General features: G+C 58.5%; 13 protein-coding genes. 8 read left to right on the forward strand and 5 right to left on the reverse strand.

Going from position 1 to position 16,156, the window contains the following annotated elements:
• Position 1: 1 nt before the first annotated feature.
• The gene (locus BFL40_RS31855; RefSeq protein ID WP_071487671.1) at positions 2-1,294 is read right to left on the reverse strand and encodes a CitMHS family transporter; all 1,293 of its coding nucleotides are present in this window, start codon (positions 1,292-1,294) and stop codon (positions 2-4) included.
• 125 nt (positions 1,295-1,419) lie between these two features.
• Here BFL40_RS31855 and BFL40_RS31860 point away from each other — a divergent pair, with 125 nt between their 5' ends.
• Positions 1,420-2,307: a LysR family transcriptional regulator gene (locus BFL40_RS31860; protein WP_071487672.1), complete on the forward strand. Its 888-nt coding sequence runs from the start codon at positions 1,420-1,422 to the stop codon at positions 2,305-2,307.
• Between the two features lie 76 nt (positions 2,308-2,383).
• Here BFL40_RS31860 and BFL40_RS31865 read toward each other — a convergent pair whose 3' ends face one another.
• Entirely contained in the window at positions 2,384-2,986 is a 603-nt protein-coding gene (locus BFL40_RS31865) for a glutathione S-transferase family protein (RefSeq protein WP_071487673.1), read from the reverse strand.
• A gap of 10 nt (positions 2,987-2,996) precedes the next feature.
• Complete coding sequence (locus tag BFL40_RS31870; RefSeq protein ID WP_071487674.1) at positions 2,997-4,163, reverse strand: aminotransferase-like domain-containing protein; 1,167 nt, start codon at positions 4,161-4,163, stop codon at positions 2,997-2,999.
• A gap of 81 nt (positions 4,164-4,244) precedes the next feature.
• Here BFL40_RS31870 and BFL40_RS31875 point away from each other — a divergent pair, with 81 nt between their 5' ends.
• From BFL40_RS31875 to BFL40_RS31885, 3 genes are all read left to right on the forward strand, one after another.
• Positions 4,245-4,679 (forward strand): MarR family winged helix-turn-helix transcriptional regulator, encoded by a 435-nt coding sequence (locus BFL40_RS31875; RefSeq protein WP_071487675.1) that lies wholly within the window; start codon positions 4,245-4,247, stop codon positions 4,677-4,679.
• A gap of 214 nt (positions 4,680-4,893) precedes the next feature.
• Positions 4,894-6,213, forward strand: coding sequence for an NCS2 family permease (locus tag BFL40_RS31880; RefSeq protein ID WP_218176636.1), 1,320 nt, complete (start codon positions 4,894-4,896; stop codon positions 6,211-6,213).
• Between the two features lie 65 nt (positions 6,214-6,278).
• Positions 6,279-6,920: a LysE family translocator gene (locus tag BFL40_RS31885; protein WP_071487677.1), complete on the forward strand. Its 642-nt coding sequence runs from the start codon at positions 6,279-6,281 to the stop codon at positions 6,918-6,920.
• On the opposite strand, the gene BFL40_RS31890 is transcribed toward BFL40_RS31885, so the two are convergent.
• A complete protein-coding gene (locus BFL40_RS31890; protein ID WP_071487678.1) occupies positions 6,901-12,126 on the reverse strand; it encodes a dermonecrotic toxin domain-containing protein in 5,226 nt (1,741 codons plus the stop codon). The two genes, BFL40_RS31885 and BFL40_RS31890, sit on opposite strands and share 20 nt — an antisense overlap.
• Positions 12,127-12,282: 156 nt before the next feature.
• On the reverse strand, positions 12,283-12,636 hold the full coding sequence (gene uraH, locus BFL40_RS31895; protein ID WP_071487679.1) for a hydroxyisourate hydrolase: 354 nt from the start codon (positions 12,634-12,636) through the stop codon (positions 12,283-12,285).
• A gap of 386 nt (positions 12,637-13,022) precedes the next feature.
• On the opposite strand from uraH, the gene puuE reads away from it, so the two are divergent.
• The 4 genes from puuE (at position 13,023) to BFL40_RS31915 (ending at position 16,126) form a co-directional block, all read left to right on the forward strand.
• On the forward strand, positions 13,023-13,949 hold the full coding sequence (puuE, locus tag BFL40_RS31900) for an allantoinase PuuE (RefSeq protein ID WP_071487680.1): 927 nt from the start codon (positions 13,023-13,025) through the stop codon (positions 13,947-13,949).
• Positions 13,946-14,461: a 2-oxo-4-hydroxy-4-carboxy-5-ureidoimidazoline decarboxylase gene (gene uraD / locus BFL40_RS31905; protein WP_071487681.1), complete on the forward strand. Its 516-nt coding sequence runs from the start codon at positions 13,946-13,948 to the stop codon at positions 14,459-14,461. The genes puuE and uraD overlap by 4 nt, the downstream gene beginning before the upstream one ends.
• 78 nt (positions 14,462-14,539) lie before the next feature.
• On the forward strand, positions 14,540-15,535 hold the full coding sequence (gene alc, locus BFL40_RS31910) for an allantoicase (protein ID WP_071487682.1): 996 nt from the start codon (positions 14,540-14,542) through the stop codon (positions 15,533-15,535).
• Positions 15,536-15,622: 87 nt separating this feature from the next.
• Positions 15,623-16,126 (forward strand): ureidoglycolate lyase, encoded by a 504-nt coding sequence (locus BFL40_RS31915; protein WP_017479983.1) that lies wholly within the window; start codon positions 15,623-15,625, stop codon positions 16,124-16,126.
• Positions 16,127-16,156 lie beyond the last annotated feature (30 nt).

Below are 16,156 nucleotides of genomic sequence, written 5' to 3' on the forward strand. Positions count from 1 at the left end.
CTCAAATCACTCCCAGGAGCAACGCGGTCAGGGTCATCAACACCGACGCGGCAAACAGAAAAGGGATGGTAAAGCGCTGGTGATCGGCCAGTTCAATCTTGCACAGGCCCACCAGCAGGAAGGTCGCGGGGGTCAGCGGGCTGACCGGGAAGCCGGTGGTGTGTACGCCCAGCAGCGAGGCCTGGGCCACTTGCAACGGGTCGACGCCCAGGGCCTTGCCGACTTCGGCGATCACCGGCATCACGCCGAAATAGTAGGAGTCGGGGTCAAACAGCAGGCTCAAGGGCATGGAGATAAAACCCACCACCGCCGGAATCAACTTGCCGTGACCCGCCGGAATCTGTGCCACCGCCACTTCGGCCATCGCCTTGAGCATGCCGGTGCCTTGCATGATGCCGGTGAACACCCCGGCGGCAAGCAGGATGCTGGCCATGGTCAGGGCGGTCTTGGCATGGGCGTCGATGCGTGCGCGCTGGGCGTCCACGTTCGGGTAATTGATGCACAGCGCCACCACGGTGCCGAGCATAAACATCACTACCGGATCGACCCAGCCGGCAATCATCACCACCATCACCAACACGGTGAGGATGAGGTTGACCCAGAACAGCCGTGGGCGGCGCAGCTTGATGTCATCGTCACTGAGCACCCGTTGCGGCACGGCATCCACCGTGGAACCGGCGCCCAGGCCCAGGCGTTTTTCTTCACGGTGGCCCAGCCACCAGGCGCAGGCAAATACGAAGATCAGGCCGACGATCTGCACTGGGATTAACGGCTGGAACAGGTCCGCCACCGGCACGTGCAACGCGGCTGACGAGCGCAGTACCGGACCGGTCCAGGGCAGGAAGTTAACCCCCGCCGCCATAGCGCACACGCAGGCGAGGATGCGCTTATCGATGCCCAACCGTGTGTAGAGCGGCAGCATCGCGGGGACCGTCACCAGGAAAGTCACCGCGCCAGAGCCGTCCAGGTGCACCAGCAGTGCCAAGGTCGCAGTACCGACGACAATCCGTGTAGGACGCGTCCCTACCGTGCGCAGGATGCGGTCAATGATCGGGTCGAGCATGCCGGCGTCGGTCATGATCCCGAAAAACAGAATCGCGAACACAAACATGCCCACCACGGGCGCGACGTTCTTGATGCCGGTAATGATGAAGGCGCTGGTTTGCAGGCCGAACCCGCCGAGCAACGCAGCGATGATCGGCAAGGCGATCAGGGCCACCAACGGCGATAGGCGTTTGCTCATGACGGCAGCGAGCAGGCACAGGATGGTAATGACACCCAGGGTAGCGAGCATGGGTTACTCCAGAGCGGCCTTTGTGGCCGGTTATTGTTTTCCCTGGAGTATTGGAAGCGAGTTAATCTTTGTAAATTGGAATATTCAGCCGCTAGTGTTCGGAAAAACAAAATGAAGCTGCTCTTATGAAAAACAGCATCCAACACATTCAGGCTTTTCTGGCGGTAGCACGCACCGGCAGCTTCACCAAGGCGGCCAACGAGCTGCACCTTTCACCCTCGGCGCTGACCGTGCAGGTGCAGCAACTGGAAGACTGGCTCGGCGTCGCGCTACTCGACCGTAGCCCGCGCCATGTAAGCCTCACCACCGCAGGCAAGGATGCTCGCGGGCCGATGGAAAAACTGCTGTTGGACCTGGACAACATCGTCACCGGCTCCCGTGACCTCGCAGCCCTGCGCCGGGGCGTGGTCACCATCGCCGCCCTGCCCTCCGTATGCGCCGGTGCCCTGCCCCCGGCCTTGCGCCTGTTTCGCGAGCGCTTTGCCGGGATCGAAGTGCGCCTGCATGACCTGGTCGCCCACCGTATTCATGCCCAGGTGCGTTCAGGTGAGGTGGATTTCGGTATTGGCGTGCGTGCGCGACTAAGCCACGGCCTGGAATTCGTACCGGTACTGAATGATCGGTTGTGTGCGTTTGTGCCGCTGGACCACCCGCTCACCCGTCATCGCCAGTTGACCCTGGAGCAACTGGCGGACCAGCCAATCATCCTCACCGGGCGCGACAGCAGCGTGCGCGAGCAAGTGGATGCGTTGTTTGATGAGAGGCGACTGACGATGAACGCAGGAATGGAGGCCAACTACATGTCGACGGTCTTGGCGTTGGTGCGTCAGGGGTTGGGGATCAGTATATTGCCGGAGTCGGCGGCGGACAGCCTGGAGGGATTGAAGCGGATCAACATCAATCATCCCGGGGTGAACCGGGAGATCGGGTTGATCAGTCGTAGCGGGATGGGGCTAAGCCCGGCGGCGCAGCAGTGTTTCGATTTACTGAAAAATGAAATGCTGCCCCTGTAGGAGTCCGGCTTGCCGGCGATGGCGATCTTAAGGGCACCATCGCCGGCAAGCCGGGCTCCTACAGGGGTGGGGTGAGTCAGTCCAACATCGCTACGTGTTTTGGATGGCTCGCCACGCGCTTCAACCAGGCCTGCACCGCCGGATAAGGCGCCAGATCAAAACCACCCTCATGGGCCACATGGGTGTAGGCATACAGCGCGATGTCGGCAATCGAATACTGCTCGCCCACCAGATACGGCGTGGCTTGCAGCTGACGCTCCATCACCCTCAACGCCTTGTAACCGCCCTTGTGGGTGGTTTTGTATTCTTCAAGGCGATCTTCAGGCATGTTCAGGTAGAACTGGATAAACCGCGCCACCGCAATGTATGGCTCATGGCTGTACTGCTCGAAAAACTGCCACTGAAGCACTTGAGTGCGCAGGCGCGGCTCGGTCGGCAAAAACTCGCTGCCATCGGCAAGGAAGTTGAGGATCGCGTTGGATTCCCACAGGCAGGTGCCGTCTTCCAGCTCCAACACCGGGATCTTGCCGTTGGGATTCTTGGCCAGGAATTCAGCGGTCTGGGTGTCGCCCTTGAGGATGTCGACATCGATCCATTGATACGGAATGCCCAGCAGGTTGAGCATCAACTTGACCTTGTAGCAGTTGCCCGACTTGTAATCGCCATAAACCTTGTACATGGGGCTCCCCTTATGCCGCTTGCGCGTGCTGTGCTTGACGGACCACCGCGGCCAAACGCTTGAGACCTTCGTCCAAACGGGCCGGGTCGATATGGCTGAAATTGAGCCGCAATGATCCAAGGTGCTGGTCCGGCTCGGAAAAGAATGGTTCACCGGGCATGAACGCGACGTTCTGGTCTAACGCTTGCGCCAATAAGGTGCGGGTGTCCAGCGGCTGTTTCAAGGTCAACCAGAAGAATAATCCGCCCTGGGGCGTTTGCCAGTCGGCCAAATCGCTGAAATGCCGCGCCAATGCGACCTGGAATGCGTCGCGCCGCTCGCGGTAAAAGCTGCGCAGTTCCACCAGGTGCTGCTGATATTTTTCGCTGCCGATCCATTGCATCGCCTGCCACTGGCCGACGCGGTTGGTGTGCAAGTCGGCCGACTGCTTGAGCTTGAGCAGGTGCGGAAACAGATCGGGGCTGGCGATCAAGTAGCCGACTCGCAGGCCCGGCAACAGGGTTTTGGAGACGGTACCGGTGTAGATCCAACTGGCTTTTTTCAAGCGACCGGCGATGGGTTGCGCGCTCCCCCCATCGAACGTCAGCTCGCGGTACGGTTCGTCTTCGATCAGCGTCACGCCGAACTCATCGAGCAACGCGGCGACGGCTTCGCGCTTGGCTTCGCTGTAACGCACGGCCGACGGGTTCTGGAAGGTCGGGATCAGGTAGATGAACGCAGGGCGATGGCGCTCAAGGTTGGCGCGCAGGGCCGCCAGGTTAGGGCCATCGGCTTCCAGTTGCACGGTGAGGCAATCGGCGCCGAACAATTGGAATATCTGCAACGCAGCCAGATAAGTCGGGCCTTCCAACATAATTTGGGTACCTTGGTCGATATACAGCTTGGCCGCCAGGTCCAGGGTTTGCTGGGACCCGCTGACCACCAGCACCTGGCCGGCCTGGCACGGCACGCCCAACGCGCGCGCTTGGGCGGCAAGCAATTCACGCAATTGCGGTTCGCCTTCGCTCATGCCGTATTGGCCAATATTCAGGGGCATTGCGTCCCAGCTCAGCGCGGGCAGCATGGCTTCGGCCGGCAGGCCACCGGCGAACGACATCACTTCCGGGCGCTGGGCCGCCGCGAGGATTTCACGGATCAAGGAGCTTTTGAGGCGCGTAACACGTTCAGAGAAGGCCATAAGGTCACCGGTAGCGAAGCCTGTGGGAAATACGTCAAACTGGTTGACCGAAATTACGACGACTTGTGTGGATACGTCAATATGCTTGACCTTAAAAACCAGACCAGCCAGCAGGAAGCCATGGAAGCGTTTTTCTTCGGCTACCAAGCGTTTACCGCCAAAGCCGACGAAATGCTCGAACGCCGCGGCCTGAGCCGAGTGCATCAACGCATCGTGTTTTTTATCGCGCGCTACCCCGCCCTAAGCGTGAAGGAGCTGCTGGAATTACTCGGCGTGAGCAAGCAGGCGCTGAACATGCCGCTGCGCCAATTGCAGGAAATGCACCTGGTGAACAGCGTTGCGTCGCAGACCGACAAGCGCAAACGATTGCTGGAATTAAGCGAAGAAGGCCTGCGTTTCGAACAGTCGTTGCGCCGCGAACAGGTGAAGTTGTTGCAACGCGCCTTCAGCGAAGCCGGAGAAGAGGCAGTGGCGGGATGGCTGGCGGTCAATCAGGCGCTGAGTGCCGTGAATTAGCCTTTCATCCCCTTTCGCTCAGATAATCGAAAACATTATTTGCTTTATTTGTATACAAAAGCATAATTCGCTTCGTGCGAGTTCCTGACCTATTGGTCAACAAAACCCGCCAGTACCTCAAAGCGCTGTTGCCCACTCATGTGACCGGCGCTGGAAATAACAATAAAACTCTTGAGGAGTACTCGCTGTGGAAAGCCGCAAATCCGAAGCCCCTATGCTGGAAATCGCCCGGCCCAACAACAGTTGGCTGGAACGCCTGTTCAAACTCAGCTTGCATGGCACCACAGTGAAGACCGAGCTGATCGCCGGTCTCACCACCTTTATCACCATGGCCTACATCATCTTCGTCAACCCGAACATCATGGCCGACGCGGGTATCGATCACGGCGCAGCGTTCGTCGCCACCTGCATCGCTGCCGCGCTGGGTTGCCTGTTGATGGGCCTCTACGCCAACTGGCCGGTCGGCCTGGCGCCGGGCATGGGCCTGAATGCGTTCTTCACCTACACCGTGGTCGGTACCATGGGCTACCACTGGGAAACCGCGCTGGGAGCGGTGTTTATTTCCGGTGTGCTGTTCATGGGCCTGACCCTGTCCCGCGTGCGTGAATGGCTGCTCAACAGCATTCCAGTGAGCCTGCGCCATGCCATGGGCGCGGGTGTCGGGTTATTTCTCGGAGTGATCGGCCTTAAGACCGCCGGCATCATCGTTGACAGCCCGGCCACGTTGATCAAGCTCGGTTCGCTGCATGAGCCCGCGCCGCTGCTGGCGGCCGTGTGCTTCCTGCTGATCGCCATCCTCAGTTACCACCGGGTATTCGGCGCGATCCTGATCAGCATCATCGCCGTCACACTGGCCGGTTGGGGCCTGGGCCTGGTGCACTACAACGGCATTCTCTCTACACCACCGAGCCTGGCACCGACCTGGATGGCCATGGACGTGAAGGGTGTATTCAATGTCAGTATGATAAGCGTGGTATTCGCCTTTCTTTTTGTACACATGTTTGACACTGCCGGTACACTGATGGGCGTCGCACAACGCGCTGGGCTGGTGAATGCCGACGGCAAGATCGATAACCTGTCCCGCGCGCTGAAGGCTGACAGTGCTTCCAGCGTGTTCGGCGCCATGGTTGGTGTGCCGCCGGTGACCAGCTACGTGGAAAGTGCTGCCGGCGTCGCCGCCGGTGGTCGCACCGGGTTGACCGCAGTGACCGTGGGCATCCTGTTTGTGGCGGCGATGTTTTTCGCGCCGCTGGCTGGAATGATCCCGGCTTATGCCACCGCTGGTGCGCTGATTTACGTGGCGATGCTGATGATGGGGAGCATGGCCCATATCAATTGGGATGAAGCCACCGACAGCATTCCGGCGATCGTTACCGCGATCATGATGCCGCTGACGTTCTCGGTCGCCGACGGTATTGCTTTGGGGTTTATCACGTATGTGGCGCTCAAGGCCGGTACCGGTAAATACCGTGAGATTTCCATCAGCCTGTGGGTGCTTTGCGCGATCTTTATCGCCAAGTTTATTTTCCTGTAACGCAGGAAAGGCTTAAAAACCGCCTCACCTTCGGGTGGGGCTTTTGCATGAATGGAGGAATGTAAATGAATCTGGAAACCTGGCTGCTGTTCAGCGGCGCGGCTCTGATCGTGATCCTGATCCCCGGTCCGCTGTCGTTGCTGATGATCAGCAACAGCCTCAACTACGGCCTGCGCCGTTCCTACCCGGCATTTCTTGGCGGCGTGTTTGCCTCGATCTGCCTGTTAAGTGCCTCGGCGCTGGGCCTGGGCGCACTGTTGCTGGCCTCGGAACACTTGTTCAGTGCATTGAAAATCGTCGGCGCGGTGTACCTGTTTTACCTCGCCTGGCAGAGCTGGTTGCAATCGCGCCAACCAAGCCAAGGCGCCGTGGTACCCCAGGCTTTGCCGACCCCACGCTTTCGCGCGCTGTTTGGCCGGGCCTTTGTACTGGGTGCCAGCAACCCCAAGGACATCCTGTTTTTTGCCGCCTTCCTGCCGCAGTTTCTCAGCAGCCAGCAACCGTTCTTGCCACAGTTGCTGACCATGATCGCCACCTGGACCCTACTCGACCTGCTATGCAAGTTGGCCTACGGCCTGAGCGCCCATGGCGCCGCGCGGTATCTGCGCAGCGGCAAGGGTCAGAGCTGGTTCAACCGCGTCAGTGCGGGGTTATTTGGCGGCGCAGGCGTTATTTCGCTGATCAAGGCTAGGACGGATTCACTTTGACAAAATAGACACTGGGTGGAAGCGTTCCCGAAACGGGCCATTGAATGCCTGCGACGATCCGAACCAAGCGCCCTTGCTCCATGGCACTTTTGACTCGCTTGAATGTAGGTGAACCCGGATATCGGCTGATGACTTTATTGAGCCAATCATTCGTCAGCCTTTTATAAAACTTGATAGACCCTTTCTCAACCCAATGGACTGATAGGTAGTACAACGTGTTCGAATTGGGATGCGTCGCGACAAGCTCATTTGTGGGCCGACCGCCGCGGGATACTCGCAGCTCATGAACACTGAAACCCTGCTGCTCCAGCGTGCGATTGACAGCTTCAAGCTGCGCTGCGTATCGCGCTCGCTGGAGATGAAAACCGGATGGCCGCAACGAGCGGTCCAGTCCCGGCACCTCAAAGTCGACACGCGTAAGACCGGGGGCCTTGCCGTCGTAACCGATAAATAGGTTTTCGCCACGCCTTTCGATAGGCCGCAACATCCTCAGCAAGTCGTCCGTTTGCCCACGCCTGGCGGGAGGTGACGGTAACCAGCCGTCCAACGTCGCACGGAGGTTGAGCAGGTGAGTCGCCGTTGCAGAGCGACCCGGTCCCGACAACTCAACCATCCTTGCGACGGTGAAATCTCGGCTTGTGCTTGTCATGGTGGGAAAGGCTTCACCCACATCCTGTGCCAGCGGCCTGTCGAACAGTGGGGCGTGGGGCACCCATTCGTTCCCAGAAGTGAATGACACTGGAAGGGGCTGATCATGACGCGCCGTGCTTGTCCATCGCTCGATATCAACGACAGCCCATGAAACCAGTGGCTCATTCCTTGTCATAAATACGATACGGTTCAAAGGCGCCTGATTGCCTTCTGGAAGCAGCCTGTAATAACCACTTAACGGATCTCCCATGCCCGTATTCGGGGGGGCGATTCGCACAATATTGTAGGAAAAACCTTGGGCATCCACTGGAACGTGAAACACACCAGGGGCGGGGGAGGTTAATTGCCAAATATTCGGAGCAGGCATACGCCAACTCACCCAATGGTCAGCCACCGTAGTTGACTGAAGGATCGAACTTTCCGTCGCCGTGCGCAAAATGGGTGGCCACCAATCAGGCGGTGGCGACACTGGCGCACGCCACGGGTTGAGCACTCCCGAACTCGTCCCCGCCAACGGCTGAGGCGCGTCTGCGCCGAGCAACCACTCGCCCGGCTGATGGATGTTCAAGATCAGTTCGTCCTGGCCCGCGACTTGTTGGTTTTTCAGTCGAAACAGCTGCTCGTTGCTGCGCCGGTAAACCGGGTAATGGTGCGTGCCATCCTCCACAAAGAGTGCGCCATCCTTCGCATACACACCTGTATCACCCGGCCCTTTCAGCGCCACGGCACCTTCGGGCACACCCTTGATTTTGAAATGCGCCAGGGTTTTGAGTGGCGTCCCGGGAGGGGGCGCCAAGCGGGGCAAACCGCCCTGCGCGGTCATACGCAGACGGTGGATGCGCCCCAAGGCAGCCCTCGATACGGGGCGCACGACACGTGACGCTGCAACGCCCGGTTTTTTCGGACCGGGTATAAGGTTCGATAACAGATCGACAACCAAAAAAAAGGTCATGAACCCTACATCGACCGCATCACGGACATCGCCATAGCGGTGATATTGCCGCGCCGCGAGCAGCAACTCATAGACTTCATTCAGCAAGCCAAATAGCGGGGAGAAAAACGCAACTATTCTACGATTGCGGGTATCGCTTTGCTCTCCAAGCCGCTGGATTCGATACTTTTCCAACTCTTTGCCGGAACGACTGACCGCTTGAGCCTGACGTTGCAGCTCAAGCACGCTGGCACGATAGAGCAATGCCTGGGCATCGCTGTGGGAAGTGGCGACAACTGCCAGCCAGTCCTGCGGATCACTGGCAACCTGCTCAAGGATTATTTTTTCTATTTCATCAAGCAGTGCGGTCGGTTCCAGATGTTTGACGCTGAATGAACGAATAAACTCGGTCCCCCGCAATACCCCCATCAGCATGAAAACACCCGGCGCAATATCAAGAACATTGAATGCCTGGTCGGTCCCAGAAGCAGCAGGATGATGAGTGATTGCCTCAAATGCCCAGCCAGGTGCGATCTGTCGCGCCAGCACTTTGATGCTGTCCGGCAGTGCGCCGATTCGATTCAACTCATCCCGGGCCTGTTTCAAACTGCTGTGTTCGGTAAGAACCCACCCTTGCGGGGCCTCGGGCCAATAGACCACGCAGAGACCGGTGTGCATGTCTTGAACAACCACTATCCCTGCGATGTAACGATCATGCTGCATCGTGTGCCCCACCAGATGCACCACGTGCACTTGCAATCGATGCTGATTCTTCAGTAGATCCTGGGGCGTGCGCGCAGCCATCGCGGTGCGCAATACGCTCTGTGCATTCACCGTCAGCCCCCTCTGGGCCGCCGAATAAAGATGATGTTTAAAGCCTGCTTGCAGCGTGCGATTCAATAACTCGGGAATTCGCCCCTCACTGGGCATGTGATCGGCGCCAACGGAGGGATAAAAAGTCGTGTTGATCAATGTGTCGTACTGGCCACCGATATCCAGCGAGCTCACCATATTGATCAGATAATCGGCATTCAGCCGTTGTTTCCAGTCGGGTTGCAGATAGCGTGCACGATTGAATCGCCATTTCGTCCAAGGCGCCTTGGGGTCGAGGTTATGCAGCGCCAGTTGCAGCAGGCTGAAGGTCGTGCGCTCAGGGGTCGGGGTCAATATTTGTTTGCGATCACCTGGGGCACAAGTGCTTTCCCATCCACAGAATCTGCCGTGAACATCATCGGGCATGTCAATCAATGGCTGGTCGATATCCAGCTGCAGGGGCATACCATCCTGGCTCAAACGGGCGATCAGAGCGCGGCGGGCAAACGAGCCCAGGTCAGGCAAGCAGTGTTCAAGCCGGCGTCCAAATGCAAAAGCACTGCTCAGGTAAAGACGCCACACACGGCGAAAGCCTTTACGCTGGGCGCGGGATGCGCTCGCCAACCCTGTCGGCAGCCTCTTCGATTCAGACGCGATCTTGCGTATCAGCTCAACGTTGGCTAGAGCCTGGTTCAGAACACTGCTCACAGGAACCTTCAGGTAGCCCTCCAGCTCAACCATCAACAGTGAGCGACTCAACGCGGCATCCGTCACCTCACTGAAAATACGGGTGATCTCTTCAGTGCTTTTGTGCAAGCGATCATAGGTCCCAAGCAGTTTCCTGAGGGCGGCAAACGCAGGCTTGCCCTTGATATCCACGTATCGCACGCTCAAGGCTTCACGCACTGCATGCGCGCGTAAGTCGCGACGCTTGTCTCGCTCCACATAGCCCCACAGCACCGAATCGTCCCGGCTGCCAAGACTTGCCTTGAGACCTTGGGTCAATGCATCCAACCCAGAGAAAGCTATCACGCCACCCTCCTCCCCAAACGCGCACAGAACCACAGGATGCTGACGAGTCGGGACTCTTACCGCCGCAGCGGTGGTCACCACCCACACGTTATGGAGCGGATAAAAGGCATCCGGCTCATTGCCGATCGCGATTGACATCACTCGGGTTTGACTATCGGAGCGCCTGGTTGCCAGAGGCTGCTCTATCACCTCAATCATCAAGTCCCGATGGGCCGTACCGAGCAGCTTGAGCCGGTGTTGTAACTGGACCTCGCAGCGCAAAGCCTCGGCCTGGATGCTCATGAACACGGAAGCACGCCTGGGCGTCCCCGAACCGCCAGGGCGCTCGGCCCAAAACGCCAGATCAAGCGCCCGTTGCGACGCATCCTTCACCAATGCGCTCAACGCCTGCGCATGGGCTTCGATTTGACTCACCAGCAACAACAACTCTTTGTACCCAGATGTCAGGGCGCCGGGGTCATCGGGGGCTAACAGCACAACCAACCCTTTTTCGAAACGTTTGACCTGCTGCTGCTGAGTTAGCAGCGCAAGACCGGGTCGCATACCGGCAAAGACAATTTCTGCACTTCGTCGCTGCTGATCCCATTTAAGTATTTGGTCGCGAATGTGACCCAGCCGAGCGCCGCCGATCAATTGCTTTCTAGTGCCCTCCACGTGCTTGAGAAAGGGCACAGCATCCAACGGCTGAGGCCGGGGGCGCACTGTAGAGAAGACGTGCATCAAATTAATCGTCAAAGCACAGGCCACTTCGTTGTCCCATTGCCCCTCCAACAAAGCCCGTGCGCCTTGCGCCAACGCATCGCCCACAATCTCCAAACCGCGAGCAAAACCGGTTGCCGGCGACAAGCCTGTGGGGGGACATAACCCATTGCGCCGATTTAACGGTAAACACTGCCAGAGCTGGTGAAAGCACGCTCTGCCCAACTCCAGCAGGCCGCATTGAAGAACGGTGAAACTCGGGAATTCGTAAAAATTTCGCTCCACGCCCGGCAGATAAATGACATGGGGAGCTTCAACGGGCTCGCCCTCACGATAAATATGCAATGCGCCCGGGATCGCCACTGCAGGCGAACCTGGCCACATCAACTGGCCCACCTGCACGCGAGCCCAATCCCCGCCGGCACGCCGCCGAGCCTCAGCGGCTGGGGCATCGATGATGGCCTGGACCATCACCATTCCCGCACTCGACAGCTCGTCCAATTGCCGCGCGATAAACGCCCGGTCAGCGAACAGCGCCGTGTGCAGCTCGACCCAACGCTCCCGCCGTGTGAGCCAGGAACCCTGGGCCAGGGTGTTCCAATAGGTCTTGTGCGCACGGGCCAGCCGATCAGAGAGCGGCATTGCGATAACCTGTTGCAATACTTCCAACGGGGTATAAGGCAACCGACGGTCCGGGTCGCCCTTGACGCTCAGAGCGGTGAACGAATTGACGTTGATTGCCACCGACGGCTTGACCAGCAGCAACAATGCTCGATCGGTCAGCGTGTCGACTTTCTCGGGTGCGCCGGGCGGTTTGGGCTCTGTAAACAACAGGCTATCCGGATCGACCTTGAATACCTTGCGCAGCGCGGCTCGAAGCACATTCAAGACTTTGGGCGAGCGTCCTATCAGATAGGAGAGCGCCTGTGTCGACTCACCACACCGCAAATCGGCAAGGGCGATCTGATTAATCAGGCGGCTGGGATGAGTGCAGGCGTTGATTCGCCATCGCAACTGGTTGCGAATTTCCTCTCGCACGGCTTCGGCAGCAATGTCTGGTTCGCCGGTATCGGGGCTCATGGTGTTTTCTTCTGAATGAGGAAAACACCCAGCCTAAGCACCTTCGAGAGCCAAAAGGCGTTAGATAATTGAGCCCACGGCAGGCAAAAAAAAGCCCGCAGTGTGGGCGGGCGAAAAACTAACGAAGAGCGTTGGGGGTGTGAAGCGAGGTGACGCTTAGCTACCGCGGTAGGTGGAGTAGCTGTAAGGCGAAATCAGTAGCGGTACGTGGTAGTGATCCTGTTCAGCACTGATGCCAAAGCGCAGTACCACCACATCGAGGAAGGCGGGTTCCGGCAATTGCACGCCACGGGCGCGGTAGTAGTCGCCAGCGCTGAATTGCAGCTGATACACGCCACTGCGGTAGTCGTCGCCTTGCAGCAGCGGCGCGTCGCAGCGGCCGTCGTTGTTGGTCACGGCGGTGGCGACCAGCTCAAGTTGCGCACCTTCGACGCGGTACAGCTCAACCTTGATCGCGCTGCCGGGGCAGCCGTGTGCGGCGTCCAAAACGTGTGTGGTCAAGCGTCCCATGGCGTCTACGCGCCTCCCGAAGTCAGTAGATAAGAAGTCCGCACTTTTTCAGGGCATCAAAAAAGCCGGCGATGGCTGATTAAGACACTTTTTAAAAAAATTGTACACAATAAAAATCACAAACCTTACGCGCCACCCACCTGCATTGCCTGACAAGCCAATTGACGAGTAAACCTTGCTTTTAAACGACCTTTTGTCCATTAGCTGACCAGTCAGGCAAGTTTCTTGCTAGATCATTTGCACAGAGCCCTGCGGAAAAAATGCAGAAATGTAGGCTTACAAAGTTGACAATAAGTTGTATACAATCACTCATCGCTGTGACGCCACTCAGTCTTTTCACTGCCCGGACGCCACATGAATGACCACGAACAAGAAGGAAGACTGCAGTGAGCGCTGACTACCCACGCGACCTGATCGGTTACGGCAGTAACCCTCCTCACCCCCACTGGCCGGGCAAGGCACGCATCGCGCTGTCTTTCGTACTCAACTACGAAGAAGGCGGCGAGCGCAATATCTTGCACGGCGACAAAGAGTCCGAAGCCTTTCTCTCGGAAATGGTTTCCGCCCAGCCGTTGCAAGGCGCGCGCAACATGAGCATGGAGTCGCTGTACGAATACGGCAGCCGTGCCGGTGTGTGGCGCATTCTCAAGCTGTTCAAAGAATTCGATATCCCGCTGACCATCTTCGCCGTGGCCATGGCCGCCCAGCGCCACCCGGATGTGATCCGCGCCATGGTCGAGGCCGGCCACGAGATCTGCAGCCACGGCTACCGCTGGATCGACTACCAATACATGGACGAGGCCCAGGAGCGCGAGCATATGCTCGAAGCTATCCGTATCCTCACCGAGCTGACCGGCGAGCGTCCATTGGGCTGGTACACCGGGCGCACCGGTCCCAACACCCGCCGACTGGTGATGGAGGAAGGCGGCTTTCTCTACGACTGCGACACCTACGACGACGACCTGCCGTACTGGGAACCCAACAACCCTACCGGCAAGCCGCACCTGGTGATCCCCTACACCCTGGACACCAACGACATGCGCTTCACCCAGGTGCAGGGTTTCAACAAGGGCGATGACTTTTTCGACTACCTCAAGGATGCCTTCGATGTGCTGTACGCCGAAGGCGCCGACGCACCGAAGATGCTTTCCATCGGCCTGCACTGCCGCCTGATCGGCCGCCCGGCGCGCCTGGCTTCTTTAAAGCGCTTTATCGAATACGCCAAAAGTCACGAACAGGTGTGGTTCACTCGCCGTGTCGACATTGCCCGTCACTGGCACGAAACCCACCCGTACACGGGAGCGGCGAAATGACCACCTTTCAAACGCTGAAACCGTCGACCTTGAGCCGCGATGAATTCATCAACGCCTTCGCCGATATCTACGAACATTCGCCATGGGTGGCCGAAAAGGCCTTCGAGCTGGGCCAGGACCCATCGATCGATGAGATCGAAACCCTGCACCAGCGCATGAGCGACATCCTGTTGAGCGCCGATCATGCCAGCCAACTGGCCCTGATCAACGCTCACCCGGACCTGGCAGGCCGTGCGGCCGTCCAGGGCCAATTGACCCAAGCCAGCACCGATGAACAAGCTGGCGCGGGTATTCACCAATGCACGGCCGAAGAGTTCTCACGCTTCACCGAGCTGAACGATGCCTACAAGGCCACGTTCAAGTTTCCCTTCATCATGGCGGTAAAAGGCAGCAACCGGCATCAGATCCTTGCCGCGTTCGAAACGCGCATTCACCACTCGGTCGACGCCGAGTTCAAATGCGCACTGGCCGAGATCAACAAGATCGCGTTGTTCCGATTACTGACCCTTTAGCAAACCTCGCCCGAGCGCTCATGACGCCCAGGGCCTGGCGAGCATCCCAAGCCACTCAATTTAAGGCAGACAAGAAGAATGAAAGCTTACGCCGTACCTTTCGAGAAGTTCGTCAACCTGGCCGACGCCCGCCTGGGCACCAAGATTCTTTCGGTGACCGATGACTGGTTCGCTGACGCCAACCGCCTGTTCCAGCCGACCCCGGCCGTGTGGAAGGAGGGCGTTTTCGATGATAACGGCAAGTGGATGGATGGCTGGGAGTCGCGTCGCAAGCGCTTCGAAGGCTACGACAGCGCGGTAATCCGCCTGGGTGTACCGGGCTCGATTAAAGGCGTGGACATCGACACTTCATTCTTCACCGGCAACTTCCCGCCGTCGGCCTCCCTGGAAGCCTGCTTCCTGGCCTCGGGCGACCCTGATGAGAACACCCAGTGGGTGGAAGTGCTGTCGGCCGTCGAGCTGCAAGGCAACAGCCACCACTACCACGAGATCAACAACGACCAGGCGTACAGCCACCTGCGCTTCAACATTTACCCGGACGGCGGCGTAGCGCGTCTGCGCGTGTACGGCATTCCGTTCCGCGATTGGTCGTCGGTCGGCGACAACGAACAAGTCGACCTGGCCTCGGCCCTCAACGGTGGTCGCGCCCTGGCCTGCTCCGATGAGCACTTCGGCCGTATGAGCAACATTCTCAACCCGGGCCGTGGCATCAACATGGGCGACGGCTGGGAAACCGCACGTCGCCGTACACCGGGCAATGACTGGGTGATCGTCGCGCTGGGCCACCCTGGCGAGATCGAGAAAATCATCGTCGATACCCTGCACTTCAAGGGCAACTACCCGGACACTTGCTCGATTCAGGGCGCATTCGTCAAGGGCGGCACCGACAGCCAGATCGAAACGCAATCACTGTTCTGGCGCGAACTGCTGCCGTCGCAGAAACTGGAAATGCACGCTGAACACACCTTCGCCGAGCAGATCAAGGCACTGGGCCCAATCACCCACATCCGCCTGAACGTGTTCCCGGATGGTGGTGTGAGCCGCCTGCGCGTCCTCGGCAAGGTCGCCAAGTAAGCGGTAACTGATCGGACGCAGAGCGTCCAAGGCAGCGTTCCCACGCAGAGCGTGGGAACGATCAAGAATTTGGATAAGAAGACAGCCATGCGCACACTGATGATCGAACCCCTGACCAAAGAAGCCTTCGCCCCTTTCGGAGACGTTATCGAAACCGATGGCAGCGATCACTTCATGATCAACAACGGGTCGACCATGCGCTTTCACAAACTGGCGACGGTGCAAACCGCCACGCCAGAGGACAACGCAATCATCAGCATCTTCCGCGCCGACGCGCAGGACATGCCGCTGACCGTGTGCATGCTGGAGAGACACCCGCTGGGCAGCCAGGCTTTCATTCCGCTGCTCGGCAACCCCTTTCTGATCGTGGTCGCGCCACTTGGCGATGAACCTGTATCGGGCTTGGTCCGCGCCTTCGTCACCAACGGCAGGCAGGGCATTAATTACCATCGCGGCGTCTGGCACCACCCGGTGCTGACGATCGAAAAGCGGGATGACTTCCTGGTGGTTGATCGCAGTGGCACAGGCAATAACTGCGATGAGCATTTTTTCAAAGAGGATGAGCGGTTGATCCTCGCCCCCCACCAATAAGAGAAGGTCTGATCACTCGACGACAGAGTG

Origin of the sequence: Pseudomonas costantinii, from assembly GCF_001870435.1 — a bacterium.
GTDB classification, from domain to species: Bacteria; Pseudomonadota; Gammaproteobacteria; order Pseudomonadales; family Pseudomonadaceae; genus Aquipseudomonas; species Aquipseudomonas costantinii.

What these genes read in the sequence shown, in the direction of transcription:
- BFL40_RS31870 (WP_071487674.1), bottom strand. Translation starts at nt 4,163, where the DNA reads ATGGCCTTCTCTGAACGTGTTACGCGCCTCAAAAGCTCCTTGATCCGT.
- BFL40_RS31885 (WP_071487677.1), top strand. Translation starts at nt 6,279, where the DNA reads ATGAATCTGGAAACCTGGCTGCTGTTCAGCGGCGCGGCTCTGATCGTG.
- BFL40_RS31915 (WP_017479983.1), top strand. Translation starts at nt 15,623, where the DNA reads ATGCGCACACTGATGATCGAACCCCTGACCAAAGAAGCCTTCGCCCCT.
- BFL40_RS31865 (WP_071487673.1), bottom strand. Translation starts at nt 2,986, where the DNA reads ATGTACAAGGTTTATGGCGATTACAAGTCGGGCAACTGCTACAAGGTC.
- uraD (WP_071487681.1), top strand. Translation starts at nt 13,946, where the DNA reads ATGACCACCTTTCAAACGCTGAAACCGTCGACCTTGAGCCGCGATGAA.
- BFL40_RS31860 (WP_071487672.1), top strand. Translation starts at nt 1,420, where the DNA reads ATGAAAAACAGCATCCAACACATTCAGGCTTTTCTGGCGGTAGCACGC.
- alc (WP_071487682.1), top strand. Translation starts at nt 14,540, where the DNA reads ATGAAAGCTTACGCCGTACCTTTCGAGAAGTTCGTCAACCTGGCCGAC.
- BFL40_RS31880 (WP_218176636.1), top strand. Translation starts at nt 4,894, where the DNA reads ATGCTGGAAATCGCCCGGCCCAACAACAGTTGGCTGGAACGCCTGTTC.
- BFL40_RS31855 (WP_071487671.1), bottom strand. Translation starts at nt 1,294, where the DNA reads ATGCTCGCTACCCTGGGTGTCATTACCATCCTGTGCCTGCTCGCTGCC.
- uraH (WP_071487679.1), bottom strand. Translation starts at nt 12,636, where the DNA reads ATGGGACGCTTGACCACACACGTTTTGGACGCCGCACACGGCTGCCCC.
- BFL40_RS31890 (WP_071487678.1), bottom strand. Translation starts at nt 12,126, where the DNA reads ATGAGCCCCGATACCGGCGAACCAGACATTGCTGCCGAAGCCGTGCGA.
- BFL40_RS31875 (WP_071487675.1), top strand. Translation starts at nt 4,245, where the DNA reads ATGCTTGACCTTAAAAACCAGACCAGCCAGCAGGAAGCCATGGAAGCG.